General features: G+C 69.2%; 12 protein-coding genes. 9 read left to right on the forward strand and 3 right to left on the reverse strand.

The window, feature by feature from the left end:
• Positions 1-86: 86 nt before the first annotated feature.
• The 9 genes from PV764_RS16410 (at position 87) to PV764_RS16450 (ending at position 10,922) form a co-directional block, all read left to right on the forward strand.
• On the forward strand, positions 87-623 hold the full coding sequence (locus PV764_RS16410; RefSeq protein WP_421117105.1) for a hypothetical protein: 537 nt from the start codon (positions 87-89) through the stop codon (positions 621-623).
• Between the two features lie 491 nt (positions 624-1,114).
• Entirely contained in the window at positions 1,115-3,004 is a 1,890-nt protein-coding gene (mnmG, locus tag PV764_RS16415) for a tRNA uridine-5-carboxymethylaminomethyl(34) synthesis enzyme MnmG (protein WP_421117106.1), read from the forward strand.
• 371 nt (positions 3,005-3,375) lie between these two features.
• Entirely contained in the window at positions 3,376-3,906 is a 531-nt protein-coding gene (locus tag PV764_RS16420) for a gamma carbonic anhydrase family protein (RefSeq protein ID WP_019185423.1), read from the forward strand.
• A 153-nt stretch (positions 3,907-4,059) separates the two neighbouring features.
• Positions 4,060-4,749 carry an RDD family protein gene (locus tag PV764_RS16425; RefSeq protein WP_019185424.1) on the forward strand — a complete coding sequence of 230 codons (690 nt, stop codon included), beginning with the start codon at positions 4,060-4,062 and terminating at the stop codon, positions 4,747-4,749.
• Positions 4,746-5,738, forward strand: a complete 993-nt coding sequence (locus tag PV764_RS16430; protein WP_019185425.1) for a stage II sporulation protein M — start codon at positions 4,746-4,748, stop codon at positions 5,736-5,738. The genes PV764_RS16425 and PV764_RS16430 overlap by 4 nt, the downstream gene beginning before the upstream one ends.
• Positions 5,728-7,413 (forward strand): DUF4129 domain-containing protein, encoded by a 1,686-nt coding sequence (locus PV764_RS16435; protein WP_019185426.1) that lies wholly within the window; start codon positions 5,728-5,730, stop codon positions 7,411-7,413. Before PV764_RS16430 ends, PV764_RS16435 begins: the two co-directional genes overlap by 11 nt.
• Complete coding sequence (locus PV764_RS16440; RefSeq protein ID WP_046273064.1) at positions 7,410-8,588, forward strand: DUF4350 domain-containing protein; 1,179 nt, start codon at positions 7,410-7,412, stop codon at positions 8,586-8,588. Before PV764_RS16435 ends, PV764_RS16440 begins: the two co-directional genes overlap by 4 nt.
• Positions 8,585-9,592, forward strand: a complete 1,008-nt coding sequence (locus PV764_RS16445; RefSeq protein WP_026070135.1) for an AAA family ATPase — start codon at positions 8,585-8,587, stop codon at positions 9,590-9,592. Before PV764_RS16440 ends, PV764_RS16445 begins: the two co-directional genes overlap by 4 nt.
• A 31-nt stretch (positions 9,593-9,623) precedes the next feature.
• A complete protein-coding gene (locus PV764_RS16450) occupies positions 9,624-10,922 on the forward strand; it encodes a DUF58 domain-containing protein (RefSeq protein ID WP_421117107.1) in 1,299 nt (432 codons plus the stop codon).
• A 24-nt stretch (positions 10,923-10,946) separates the two neighbouring features.
• Here the strand turns inward: PV764_RS16450 and PV764_RS16455 are convergent, their stop codons facing one another.
• The 3 genes from PV764_RS16455 to PV764_RS16465 all read right to left on the reverse strand — a co-directional run bounded on the left by PV764_RS16455 (position 10,947) and on the right by PV764_RS16465 (position 13,351).
• Positions 10,947-11,282, reverse strand: a complete 336-nt coding sequence (locus tag PV764_RS16455; protein WP_421117108.1) for a hypothetical protein — start codon at positions 11,280-11,282, stop codon at positions 10,947-10,949.
• Positions 11,283-11,605: 323 nt separating this feature from the next.
• Entirely contained in the window at positions 11,606-12,784 is a 1,179-nt protein-coding gene (locus PV764_RS16460; RefSeq protein ID WP_421117109.1) for a glutathionylspermidine synthase family protein, read from the reverse strand.
• A gap of 3 nt (positions 12,785-12,787) precedes the next feature.
• Entirely contained in the window at positions 12,788-13,351 is a 564-nt protein-coding gene (locus PV764_RS16465; protein WP_019185432.1) for a DUF1190 domain-containing protein, read from the reverse strand.
• Positions 13,352-13,407 lie beyond the last annotated feature (56 nt).

Raw genomic sequence — 13,407 nt, forward strand, 5'->3', positions numbered from 1 at the left:
ACCATTCATTCGGATCGGGCCGAGTTAAGGGCTGATTCAATGCCCTGGGCCGAAGCTGGCCCTACAGCCCGTTGGGGGGACCCATCATGAAAATGCGCCTTGTTCTTGCCGGTGGCCTGTTATTGGCCCTGTCCGGCTGCGCGACGTACGACTATGTCGGCGGTGGCGGCGGCAGCGGCTACTACCACGGCGCACCGTCGGTCGAGTATCGCTACCCGGCCGGATATCCCTATGGGTACGGCAGCGGCTACTACGGTGGCGGGTATTACGGCTATGGCGGTGGCTACGGCTATCCGGTGTATCGCCCGTATCCGAACTATCGCCCGCCGCACAATCACCGCCCACCGCCGCGCCCCGGCCATGGCAACGGAAACGGCAACGGCAACGGCAACCCGACCCGTCCGCCGGATCGCCCGCGGCCGAACAACGGCGGCTCGCCGTGGCGGAACATGGATTCGCTCGGTGGGCCGCGTAGGCCGCCGCAGCAGCAACGGCAGCAACAGCAGCGTCCGTCGCCGCCGCAGGCACGCCCGGCCCAGGCGCCGCGTCCGTCTTCGCCGAGGATGAACGGTTCCCCGTGGCGGAATCTCAACAATGCGAACCAACGCACAGTTGAGCCCTGAGATGGCTTGATTTTCACGCGCCCGGCAGTTCACTCTAGCCGGGCGGTGACAGCCACGGTCACAAAGTGTCAAAAGCGACAAGTGGCGTCACATTCGGCTCTATGTCGATATCCGCCAGGAACATCTGGATCCCCCCTGTTCCGGCCCTGTCGGATGTCGGCACCTTAAACGCAGAAGGCCCCGCTACTGGCGGGGCCTTCTGTATTTAGGCGGCGCGTTCGCGCTGGAACCGGCAAAAAAACAGGGCCGACAGTCCCCCGACTGCCGGCCCCTCTGCTTCCCCACGATGCGCTTGGACCGGCCCCTGTTCCAATTCCGGTCCGTTGCGCACAAGGCGCATGCCATCCTGGGTGCTATTGGGTTATCTGCAGAAAACGTGCCAACTTGAGGGTGGATTTCATGGCCCCCGACGAATGGCGCTAAAATCGCCACCCGCGCCCTGCCTCCAGGGCTGATCCGGGCCGCCCGGCCCCGTCCCGAGCTCCTCCGCCATGACTGACTCCTTCTACCGCTACGACGTGATCGTCATCGGCGGCGGCCACGCCGGCACCGAAGCCGCGCTGGCGGCCGCACGCAGCGGTGCGCGCACCCTGCTGCTGACCCACAACGTCGAAACCATCGGTGCGATGAGCTGCAACCCGGCCATCGGCGGCATCGGCAAGGGCCACCTGGTCAAGGAGATCGACGCCCTGGGCGGCGCAATGGCGCATGCCGCCGACCGCGCCGGCATCCAGTGGCGCACGCTCAACGCCTCCAAGGGCCCGGCCGTGCGCGCCACGCGCTGCCAGGCCGACCGCAATCTCTACCGCATGGCGATCCGCCGGATCGTCGAGGCCCAGCCCAACCTGACCGTGTTCCAGGCGGCGGTCGATGACCTGGTCATCGAGGGCGATGCGGTGCGTGGCGCGATCACCCAGACCGGCCTGCGCTTCAGCGCGACCGCCGTGGTGCTGACCGCCGGCACCTTCCTGGCCGGCAAGATCCACGTCGGTGAGACCCAGTACGCGGCCGGACGCATGGGCGACCCGCCGGCGACCACGCTGGCCGCGCGCCTTCGCGAGCGCCCGTTCGTGATCGACCGCCTGAAGACCGGCACGCCGCCGCGCATCGACGGCCGCTCGCTGGATTACCGCCTGATGGAAGAACAGCCCGGCGACGACCCGCGCCCGGTGATGTCCTTCCTGGGCAGCGTGGACGAGCATCCGGCGCAGGTCAGCTGCTGGATCACCCACACCAGCGAGCGCACCCACGAGATCATCCGCAACGCGCTGCACCGCTCGCCGCTGTACAGCGGCCAGATCGAAGGCATCGGCCCGCGCTACTGCCCCTCCATCGAGGACAAGGTGGTGCGCTTCGCCGAAAAAGCCAGCCACCAGATCTTCGTCGAGCCCGAGGGGCTGGACGTGGTCGAGATCTATCCCAACGGCATCTCCACCTCGCTGCCATTCGATGTGCAGCTGGAGCTGGTGCGCAGCATGCGTGGCTTCGAGAACGCGCACATCACCCGCCCCGGCTATGCGATCGAATACGACTTCTTCGACCCGCGCGGGCTGAAGAACACGCTGGAGACCAAGACCGTCAGCGGCCTGTTCTTCGCCGGCCAGATCAACGGCACCACCGGCTATGAAGAAGCCGCCGCACAGGGCCTGCTGGCCGGCCTCAACGCCGCCCGCTTCACCCGTGACGACGCCGGCTGGTGCCCGCGCCGCGACGAGGCCTATCTGGGCGTACTGGTCGACGACCTGATCACCCACGGCACCAATGAGCCGTACCGCATGTTCACCAGCCGCGCCGAGTACCGCCTGCAGCTGCGCGAGGACAATGCCGACGTGCGCCTGACCGGCCTCGGCCGCGAACTGGGGCTGGTCGATGACCGCCGCTGGAGCGCATTCCAGACCAAGCAGGACGCGGTGGCGCAGGAGACCGCGCGGCTGCGCGCCCTGTGGGCCACGCCGGGCAATGCGCTCGGCCGCGAGGTGGAAGCCACGCTGGGAGTGGCGGTCAGCCGCGAAACCAACGTGCTGGACCTGATCAAGCGCCCGGAACTGGACTACGCCAAGCTGATGCAGGTGCCGTCGCTCGGCCCCGCCGTGGCCGACGCCAAGGTGGCCGAACAGGTCGAGATCGGCGTGAAGTACGCCGGCTACCTCGACCGCCAGCGCGACGAGATCGAACGCCAGCAGCGTCATGAAAACACCGCCATCGCCGCCGATTTCGATTACACCAGCGTGCGCGGTCTCTCGGCCGAAGTGCAGCAGAAGCTCGAGCGCGTGCGGCCGCAGACCATCGGCCAGGCCCAACGCATCCCCGGCATGACCCCGGCGGCAATCTCGCTGCTGCTGGTCCATCTGGAACGCGCGCGCCGCATCCGCGCCGCGTAACGCCGCACCCCACCGGTAGAGCCGACCGTTGGTCGGCTGCGCAACAACCCCGGGTAGAGCCGACCGTTGGTCGGCTGCACAGCCACCGCCGGGGGATTCCGGGCAGCCGACCAACGGTCGGCTCTACCGTCGATGGCGTGCGGTTGCGCCGTCGCGCAGTCGCGCAGTCGCGCCGTCGCGCCGTCGCGCAGTCGCGCAGTCGCGCAGTCGTGCAGTCGTGCGGTCGTGCGGTCGGCGGTCGCGCAGTCGCGCAGTCGCGCAGTCGATGGTCTGCGCGCCAGCGGCGGTTGGCGGGCACACCCGCGTTATCATCGGGGGCCGGGACAACGCGGCAGGCGGCGTCCCAGTCCCTGCGTTGCCGGAGTTCATGCATGTCCCCGATCCGCCCCTTCCTCGACAAGCTGCCGGTGCTCGGCGAACGCGTCTACATCGATCCGGCCTGCACCATCATCGGCGATGTGGTGCTGGGCGATGACGTCTCGGTCTGGCCGGGCACGGTGATCCGCGGGGATGTGAACCACGTGCGGATCGGTGCGCGCAGCAACATCCAGGACGGCACCATCATCCACGTCAGCCACCACAGCCCCTTCAACAAGGGCGGCTACCCCACCATCATCGGCGAGGGCGTCACGGTCGGCCACGGCACCATCATCCATGCCTGCACGATCGGCGATTACTGTCTGATCGGCATGGGCGCCTGCATCCTCGATGGTGCGCAGGTGAACACGCACGGGTTCCTGGGCGCCGGCGCGGTGCTCGGCCCGGGCAAGGTGGTCGGCGAGGGCGAGCTGTGGCTGGGCAACCCCGCACGGCTGGCGCGCACGCTCAGCGACAAAGAGATCGAATCGCTGCATTACTCGGCCGATCACTACGTGCGCCTGAAGGACCAGTACCGGGGGTGATGGTGGCCGCGCCGCTGGGCATCGGGATCGGTGCGCGGTAAAGTCCTCAGCCGACCAGGAAGCAGTCGAGACCCGCATGCCCCCGCTGGCAGCCCGGAGAGGAATCCGGCATCCCCTGTGGCCTTCCCTACGGCCCACCGTGACGCGCCGCCCATGAGCGCGCCCATGCTGGATACCTACCGGGAGGTCATCACCCCCGAAGGCGTGCCCCTGCACCTGCCCGTCGCTGGTCCGTTGCCGCGTGCGCTGGCGTGGGCGATCGACTTCGTGATCCGGGTCGGCGCACTGATGATGCTGAGTATTCCGCTGGCCTTCCTCGGCGGGTTCGGCCAAGGGCTCTACCTCGGCCTGATGTTCCTGCTGATGTGGGCCTACACGATCGTCCAGGAGGCGTGCTGGGGCCGCACCCTGGGCAAGCGCGCGATGGGCCTGCGCGTGGTCGCGCGCGATGGTGGGCCGATCGGCTGGATGAGCGCGATCACCCGCAACCTGCTGCGCACCGTGGACATGCTGCCGTTCGGCTATGCGCTGGGGCTGCTGTCGAGCCTGTTCGATGCGCATGGCCGCCGCCTCGGCGATCTGGTCGCCGGCACCGTGGTGATCCATCAGGGCGCCGCGCCGCTGGGCGGCACGGTGCCGGTCGGCAGTGTGCTGGTACCACCGCAACCGCTGCAGCCGGCCGAACAGGCCGCCGTGGTCGCTTTCGCCGAGCGTGCGCCGCGGCTGTCGGCGCCACGCCAGCAGGAACTGGCCGATATCGCCGCGCCGCTCACCGGAAGCCACGGCCAGGTCGGCGTGCTGCGCCTGTATGCGATGGCCAACTGGCTGTTGGGGCGGCGATGAGGCAGGAACAGTTCGTCGCCCGCTACCAGGCCGAATGGCAGGCGCTGGAGCACTGGCTGGCCCAGCGCGGTGAGCACCCGCGGCAGGCGCGCCGGCAGCCAGCACACGAGGGCCTGGACGATGGCGACTTCCCGCAGCGTTACCGCCGCCTGTGCCAGCAGCTCGCGCTGGCGCGCCGGCGCGGTTACAGCCCGCAGCTGGTGGCGCGGCTGCAGCAGCTGATGCAGCAGGGCCATACCCTGCTGTACCGCACCCCGCGCCCGCAGTGGCAGCGCGCACTCGCCTTCCTGTTCGCCGATTTCCCGCAGCTGGTGCGCAGCCAGGCCCGCAGCATGTGGGTCGCTGCGGCGTTGTTCGTGGTGCCGCTGGTGGGCAGTTTCGCGCTGATCCTGTGGCGCCCCGAGCTGATCCACCTGCTGCTGGACAACGCGCGCATCGCCGAGTTCGAGCGCATGTACGATCCGGCCTCGCCGAACCTGGGCCGCGACAGCGGCACCAACTGGACGATGTTCGGCTACTACATCATGAACAACATCAGCATCGGCCTGCGCACGTTCGCCTTCGGGCTGATCGCCGGTGTCGGCACCGTGTTCGTGATGCTGTTCAACGGCGTCGGCATCGGATCGGTGGCCGGGCATCTGCAGCATATCGGCCACGGCGATCCGTTCTGGCGCTTCGTGGTCGGCCATGGTGCATTCGAGCTGACCGCGATCGTGATCGCCGGCGGCGCTGGGCTGCAGCTGGGCATGAAACTGCTGGCGCCCGGTCGCCGGCGGCGCATCGATGCGCTGGTCGAGGGCGGTGTGATCGGGGCCAAGCTGTGCGTGGGCGTTGCCGCGATGCTGCTGGTGGCCGCCTTCATCGAAGCGTTCTGGTCCTCGATCGCCGCGATCCCGGCGTGGGGCAAATACAGCGTGGCCGCGGTGCTGTGGACCGCGGTGTTCGTGTGGTTGTGGCGCGGCGGGCGCGGAGCGGCCGATGCAGATTGATCGGCTCAACATCGTGCTGCGCGCGCGCTCGGGCTGGGAGGCCATGGAGCTGGGGATGGCCCTGGTGCGACGGCACGCCGCGGCGATCTGGGCGCCGTGGGTGAGCGTGTCGCTGCCGGTGTTCGTGCTGCTCAACGCGCTGGCCTGGTGGACGGACAGCTTCGGCTGGGCCTGGTTGGCGATGTGGTGGCTCAAGCCATTGTTCGAACGCATCGCGTTGTACGTGATCTCGCGCGGGGTGTTCGGCGATGCCTCGACGACCACGCAGACACTGCGCGCGCAGCGCACGTGGGGCTGGCAGGGCTTCTGGGGCTACCTCGGCTGGCGGCGCCTGAGCCCGCTGCGCCCGGTGCTGCTGCCGGTGAATCTGCTCGAGGGCACGGACGCTGCGCATCGCCGCCAGCGTCGGCGTGCGATCGCCGGCGGCGCGGTCGGCCACGCGCTGCTGCTGACGCTGGTGTGCATGATCTTCGAGATCGTGCTGGTGGTCGGCGGCATCGCGGCGGTGTTCCTGTTCATCCCGGTGGACCTGTTGTCCGAGTCCTGGCGCGCGGCGTGGGAGCTGGCCAAGCAGGACATGCCGGCGTGGATGCAGCTGGGCGTGAACCTGCTGTTCTGGGCCGCTGCGACGTTGATCGGTCCGTTCTACGTCGGCGCCGGCTTCGGCCTGTACCTGGACCGGCGCACGCAGATGGAAGCGTGGGATCTGGAGATCGCCTTCCGCCGCCTGCACGCCCGGCTGCAGCAGGCCGCGCCGCTGCTGGTGCTGGCCCTGGTGCTGATCTGGCCGGGCGCGGCGCTGCACGCCCAGCAGACACCGCCGTCGTCCAACAGCAAGGGGGCGGTGGCTGCACCGGCTGCCGCGCCGTCGCTGGAGGACGGTCTGGCGCCCGCGGCCGACGCGGGGTCCGATGCGCCTGAGGATGAAGACGCCGAAGACGAGGCGCCGGACGCTCCCACCCGGACGTTCGACAATGACCCGGACAACACTGCGGTCGGCGTCTTCGGCAACGAGGCGGTGGACACCGCCGGCTTCCGTCAGGCGGTGCAGCGCGCGTATGAAGACCCGCTGCAGAGCCCGACCCGCGAGGTCACTGAGTGGAAGCGCACGGATAGCGAGGCGGCCGAAGCCGAGAAGGCAAAACGCGAGGCCGCCGCCAAGGCATCCCGGCAACGTGGCAACAAGGGCCCATTGCTGCCGGCCCAGATCGCCGAGTGGGCGCTGTGGGCCGTGGTCGGCGTCCTGGTGGTGCTGCTGCTGATCACCGCGCCGCGCTGGCTGCCGTGGCTGCGTGGCTCCGGCCAGCGCCGCCGGGCCAAGGCTGTGGCGGTCGTGGAAGAGCCGATCCGGGTACCGGACGTGGCACCGCCCGATCCCGCCGCGCGTGCGCGTGCACTGTGGCAGGAGGGCCGCCCACGGCAGGCGCTGGCGCTGTTGTATCGCGCCAGCGTGGAGTCCATGAGCGAGCGCGCGCAGATCAGCCTGCCGCCGGGCGCCACCGAAGCGCAGTGCCTGCGGGCCTCGCGACGGATGCCGGTCGAGGCCGACCGCCGCCTGTTCGAACGCATCGTGCGGGTCTGGCAGTACGCTGCGTATGCCGGCCGGCTGCCGGCCGATGATGATTTCGAAGCGCTGGCCACCACCCTGCAGCGCCAGTTCGGGTGGCGCGCATGAGCACCCGTCTGCGCTGGCTGCTGCTCGGCCTTGTGCTGCTGGTGATCGGGGTGCCGCTGGCGATCCTGTTCCTGCGCACGCACGAGCGGGTGACCCAGCTCGAGCACCTGCCGCCGCAGGGTGAAGCCAGCTACAACCCGTTGTATGTGCTCGGTCAGGCACTGCGCGCGGACGGGCTTACCGTGCAGTCGCAACCGCGCCTGGACCTGGCCCGGATGCCGTTGCAGCCGGGCGACACGCTGGTGCTGCTGCAGGACAGCGCGGAAGTGCCCGCGCCTGCCGCCACCGCGCTGATGGCCTGGGTGGCGCGTGGCGGCCATCTGATCGTGCGCACGCCACCGGTGGGCAAGGAGGCCGTGCGCAATGGTCCGCTGCTGGACGCGCTCGGCGTGGACAGCGAGGACTACGGAAACGACTGCCAGCCGTTCCACGTGCGCGATGATCCGCAGCACGTCGAGTTCTGCAACGGGCGCCGCTTCGCGGTCCAACCGCCCAAGGGCGTGGCGGTCGAGCGCCAGTGGGGCGACTCGGGCGATCTGGTGTTCGCCCGCCTGCGCCACGGCCAGGGCCGCATCGATGTGCTGGCGGACATGGCCTTCATGGACGGCAAGGGCCGGCCCAATCCGACCGTTGCGCAGAACGCTGCCAACGCCGCCATCGACGGCCTGCACGACAAGGCCCATCGCGACCTGACCCGCTACGTGCTTGCACCCAACTACGGCAAGGGCACGATGTGGCTGGTCTACGCCTCGCGCCCGCCGTCGTTGTGGAACCGCGTGTTCTACCACGGCTGGCCGGTGTGGGCGCCGTTGCTGCTGGCCCTGCTCGGCTGGCTCTGGCAGCGCGCGCAGCGCCTGGGCAGCGAACTGCCTTCGCCGCCGGCCGAACGCCGTTCCCTGCTCGAACACATCCGCGCCAGCGGCGAACACCTGCTGCGCTTCGGCAAGGCGCCGCTGCTGTACGACGCGGTCCGGCGCGCGTTCCTGGCCCGCCTGCGGCGGCGTTCGCCGAGTGCGGCCGCGCTGACCGGCGAGGCCCGGGTGCAGGCCGTCGCCACCTTGCTGCAGTGGTCGCACGAGCGCGTGCAGACCGCGTTGACCCCACCCGCTTCCCACGACGTCGCCGGCCTGCGCGACCGCATCCGCCTGCTGATCCAGATGAGAAACCTGCTATGACCGAGCCGACGCTTCCGCCGCCGCTGTCCCCTCCTGCCGTGACGCCTTCACCGTCGCCATTGTCCGAGCGCGTCGATGCCGTGCGCGAGGCCGTGGGCCGTGCCTTCATCGGCCAGCCCGAGGTACTCGACCAGATCCTGATCGCGCTGCTGGCCGGCGGCCACGTGCTGATCGAAGGCGTCCCCGGGCTGGGCAAGACCCTGCTGGTGCGCGCCCTCGCCCAGGCCCTGGAGCTGGACTACGGCCGCGTGCAGTTCACCCCGGACCTGATGCCCAGCGATGTCAGCGGCCATGCGGTGTACGACCCGAAGACGGAGAGCTTCAAGATCCGCCGCGGCCCGGTGTTCACCAACCTGCTGCTCGCCGATGAAATCAACCGTGCGCCGGCCAAGACCCAGTCGGCCCTGCTGGAAGTGATGCAGGAAGGCCAGGTCACCATCGAAGGCAAGGCGTTCGCGCTGACCCCGCCGTTCTTGACCCTCGCCACCCAGAACCCGGTCGAGCAGGAAGGCACCTATCCGCTGCCGGAAGCGCAGCTGGACCGCTTCCTGCTCAAGGTGCTGATCGACTACCCGGCGCTGGAAGACGAGAAGCGCATGGTCGATGCGATCACCACCGGCCGCAGCGCGGCCGACTTCGATCTCTCGCAGGTGCCGCGCGTGCTGAGCGGGGCCGAGGTAGTCGCGCTGCAGCAGGCGACCGCGGCGATCACGGTCGATCCGGAGGTGATCGACTACGCGGTGCGGATCGTCGCCGCCACGCGGCAGTGGCCGGGCATCGCGCTCGGTGCCGGCCCGCGCGGCAGCATCGCGCTGGTGCGTGCGGCGCGTGCGCAGGCGGTGCTGTCCGGCCGTGATTTCGTCACCCCCGACGACGTGCGCGACATCGCCAGACCGGCGCTGCGCCACCGCATCGCCTTGGCACCGGAACTGCAGATCGAAGGACAAAGCGCCGACGATGCCTTGACCGCGCTGCTGGCCAAGGTGGACGCACCGCGCAAATGAGGGAGCGCGTCCTCCATCGCGAGCGACCGGCATGAGGCCGGGCCTACTGCTGCTGGCGCTGCTGGCCGGCTGGGGCCTGCTCGGCGTGCCGGTGGTACTCGGTGCCTGGCCGCACGCAGTCTGGTGGGCGATCGGCGGCGGCGTGGCGCTGATTGCGCTGGTGGACCTGCTGCGCCTGCGTGCCCAGCCCTCGCCCAGCGTGCATCGCGAACTGCCCGAGTCGCTGGCGTTGAACGTCGAGCGTGAGGCCACGCTGCGTCTGGAGTCGAGCCGCCACCAGCGCGTGGAGGTGTTTGATCTGGTTCCCGGTGGGTGGAGCCTGCAGGGTCTGCCGCGCAGGCTGGCCCTCAAGCCGATGGTGACCAGCAGCGTGGCGTACCGGCTGACCCCGACCGCGCGTGGCCGTTTCGTCTTCGAGGGCGTGCACCTGCGCATGCACAGCGCCTGGCGGCTGTGGCATCAACGGCGCCAGCTGTCGCCTTCGCTGGCGGTGCGCGTGTACCCGAACTTCGCCCCGCTGACGCGCTTCGCCTTGTTCAGTGCCGAACAGGCCTCGCGCCTGGTCGGTGCGCACCTCAAGCGCCGCCGCGGCGAAGGCACCGACTTCCACCAGATGCGCGAGTACCGCGTCGGCGACAGCCTGCGCCAGATCGACTGGAAGGCCACCGCACGTGCGCGCAAGCTGGTGTCGCGTGAGTACCAGGACGAGAAGAACCAGCAGCTGGTGCTGATGATCGACACCGGCCGGCGCATGATGGCCAGCGAAGGCGGCCTGTCGCACTTCGACCATGTGCTCAATGCGGCGCTGGTGGTGTCCTACCTGGCGCTGCGCCAGGGCGACGGTGTGGGCCTGTTCGCGGCCGGGGGCGAGAGCCGTTGGGTCGCGCCGAAGCGCGGCATGGGCACGATCGATACCCTGCTGCGCGCCAGCTACGACCTGCAGGCGCAGCCGGTCGCCACCGACTATCTCGCCGCCGCCACCGAGCTCTCGCTGCGCCAGCGCCGGCGGTCGCTGGTGATGCTGGTCACCAACGTGCGCGATGAGGACATCGAGGACCTGCTCGCGGCGGTACGCCTGCTGCAGCGCCAGCATCTGGTATGCGTGGCCAGCCTGCGCGAGCGCGAGCTGGATGATGCGCTGGCCCAGCCGGTGGAGACCCTGCACGACGCCACCCAGGCCGGCGCGATCGCCCGTTACCTGCAGCAGCGCAGCGATGCGCATGATGCGCTGCGCAGCCACCGGGTGATGGTGCTGGATGTCACCGCCGAAGCGCTGCCCGGCGCGCTGGTGGAGCGTTACCTGGCGGTCAAGCGCGACGGGTTGTTGTAACGCGTACCGACCAACGGTCGGTACCTACCCACCGATGCGGGCGCTGACGATCAGGCGCGCTATCGCCTTCTGCACGACCGCACGATTGCGGGCAAGCTTCATCCACCCCGGCAGGCGGGAGAACATTGAACGATGCACGCCACGGCTTTCGCGCAGTGACGCGTTGACGTAATCCAGAAGGGCCTGCAGATGCGCTGTGTTGTACGCCCATAGCAGACCGGCGCGGGTCGGCTCGACCAGGCGCAGGGGTAGGCCGAAATGCGGATCGACCGGGTCCCCAGCGCGCAGTGGGCGTACCGTGACGCTGACCTCGCTGCTGCGCCCGCATTGCGCGCACTCCGCAGGCAACGTGCCCGGCACCCCGATGGTCGCAGATGGTCGGTTCTGGTGTACGGACAGCCATCGGTGTCCGCAGTGGCCACAGGGCCGACGCCCATCCAGGCGGACCGGGCCCACCCAGGGGTTGTCGACGCTATCCAATGCCGCGCTACAACCGGTGCAGCGGAAGCGTGCGGTCCAGCGATACGGTGCCCAGCTCGCCAGCACCCAGCCTGGCGTATCGCAGCGGTGGCAGCGTACAGCCACGCGATCGGCAAACGCCTGCAGGCTGCGGCCGTCATCGAAGTGACGGCCAGGCACAGGCGTGGTGCGCCCGCGTGAACCGGGCCGACGTTGAACAGCCATCAAAGATAGATACGCGTCGGCGCTTCGTCGATGATCGCGTGCGGTACGAAGCGGGCGCTGTCGCGGGTGATCCGGCTGTTGTCTTCGCGGATGCCCATGCCACAGGCCTGGTCGCCCACCACCCAGCTGCCGATCAGCGGATACCCGCCATCGAACGCGGTGAGCGGATGCGCCGCCTGGCGGATCGCCGGGCCGGTGTACGGGCCTTCGCTTTCCTGCCAGCTGCCATCGGCCAGGTGCATGGCCACGTTGGCGCCCTCGCGCGAGAACAGCGGCTTGCGCACCCAGCCGCGGGGCAGCTCGCTGCCATCGTCGAACTCGGCGGCGAGCAGGTTCGGGTGGCCCCGGTGGCGCTGCCACAGCAGCGGCAGCACGCCCTTGTTGCTGAGGATCGCCTTCCATGCCGGTTCCAGCAGTTGCACCCCTGAAGCGGGCAGCGCCTGGCCGAACGACTCGGTCATCAGGTCTTCCAGCGGGTACAGCTTGAACAGGCTGCCGATCACGGTGTCGTCGAGCGCGGTGAAGCGCCCGTCTTCGGACAGGCCGATATCTTCGATCGCGATCGCTTCGCCGCGCAGGCCGGCCTGGGCAGCACAGTCGCGCAGATAGGCGACCGTGCCCTGGTCTTCTTCCGACGCACCCACCGCGCTGAAATACAGCGGCGGTGGCAGCTGCGCGGCCAGTTCACCGAACCGTTCGACCAGGGCTTCATGGATCGCGTTGAACTGGTCGGCGTGCGGCGGCAACCGGTTCTGGTTGCGCTGGTCCTCCAGCCATTGCCACTGGAAGAACGAGGCTTCGAACAGCGAGGTGGGCGTGTCGTAATTGAGCTCGTACAGCTTGGCCGGGCCGCTGCCGTCGTAGGCGAAATCCAGCCGCCCATACAGGTGCGGCTCGCGGCGGCGCCAGCTGTCGGCGATCCAGTCGCGGAACTGCGGCGGGATCGCCAGCTGGTCCATCAGCTGCTGGCTGCCCACCACCTCGTCCACCAGGTCCATCGCCATGGCATGCAGCTCGGCGCTGGGATCTTCGATGTCCTGCTCGATCTGACGCAGGGTGAAGGCGTAATACGCGGTTTCATCCCAGTACGGCAGGCCATCGATGGTGTGGAAACGGAACCCCGACTCTTCGGCCCGGGCGCGCCACTGGCTGCGCTCGGCGATACGCACGCACTGCATCGATCAGCCGCCGACGCTGCTGCGGTTGCTGCTGGAGTTGCCGAAGCCACCGCGGCTGGCAGTGACCGCCCGGTTCGGGGTGGCGTTGACCGGGGCCAGGCCGGCCTTGCCGGCGCCGATGCCGCTGGCGGTGTTCAGCCCACCAGTGGACGGGCCCGGACGGGCCCAGCCCTTGGCCTTGTCCTGGTAGGCCGGCGCCGCCGCCGGCTGCTGGGCCAGGCCCGCGCCGCCGCGGTTGCTGAGCATCTGCGACATGAAGAAGCCCATCATCATCGGGCCGATGAACGAGTGGCCGGTGGAGGTCTTCTGTTCCACGCACTGCTCGGCGTTGTACTCGGCCTCACAGGCTTCGCGCGTGGCGTACTTGGGGGCGGCATCGGCCGACTGCTTCTGCGCTTCGGCAAAGGCATTGCGACAGCTGGACGGATCGCCGGTGGCTTCGGTACAGGCCTGCACCGAGGTGTAGAGCCCTTCCTGCACCTGCACGGCCTCGTTCTTCTGGCAGGCGGTGAACAGCAGCGGCGCAGCGCTCATCAGCAGCAGCGCAGTGGTCCTGGAACGTTTCATGGCGTCATGCCCCCTAATGCGGTTATCTCCCCAATCATGCCTGATCGGCGCGAACA

Origin of the sequence: Stenotrophomonas sp. AS1 (assembly GCF_048957655.1) — a bacterium.
Lineage (GTDB): Bacteria > Pseudomonadota > Gammaproteobacteria > Xanthomonadales > Xanthomonadaceae > Stenotrophomonas > Stenotrophomonas bentonitica_A.

Coding starts and splice junctions, on each gene's coding strand:
- PV764_RS16430 (WP_019185425.1), top strand. CDS start 4,746: ATGAGGCAGGAACAGTTCGTCGCCCGCTACCAGGCCGAATGGCAGGCG.
- PV764_RS16445 (WP_026070135.1), top strand. CDS start 8,585: ATGACCGAGCCGACGCTTCCGCCGCCGCTGTCCCCTCCTGCCGTGACG.
- PV764_RS16435 (WP_019185426.1), top strand. CDS start 5,728: ATGCAGATTGATCGGCTCAACATCGTGCTGCGCGCGCGCTCGGGCTGG.
- PV764_RS16450 (WP_421117107.1), top strand. CDS start 9,624: ATGAGGCCGGGCCTACTGCTGCTGGCGCTGCTGGCCGGCTGGGGCCTG.
- PV764_RS16460 (WP_421117109.1), bottom strand. CDS start 12,784: ATGCAGTGCGTGCGTATCGCCGAGCGCAGCCAGTGGCGCGCCCGGGCC.
- PV764_RS16420 (WP_019185423.1), top strand. CDS start 3,376: ATGTCCCCGATCCGCCCCTTCCTCGACAAGCTGCCGGTGCTCGGCGAA.
- PV764_RS16425 (WP_019185424.1), top strand. CDS start 4,060: ATGAGCGCGCCCATGCTGGATACCTACCGGGAGGTCATCACCCCCGAA.
- PV764_RS16465 (WP_019185432.1), bottom strand. CDS start 13,351: ATGAAACGTTCCAGGACCACTGCGCTGCTGCTGATGAGCGCTGCGCCG.
- PV764_RS16410 (WP_421117105.1), top strand. CDS start 87: ATGAAAATGCGCCTTGTTCTTGCCGGTGGCCTGTTATTGGCCCTGTCC.
- PV764_RS16440 (WP_046273064.1), top strand. CDS start 7,410: ATGAGCACCCGTCTGCGCTGGCTGCTGCTCGGCCTTGTGCTGCTGGTG.
- mnmG (WP_421117106.1), top strand. CDS start 1,115: ATGACTGACTCCTTCTACCGCTACGACGTGATCGTCATCGGCGGCGGC.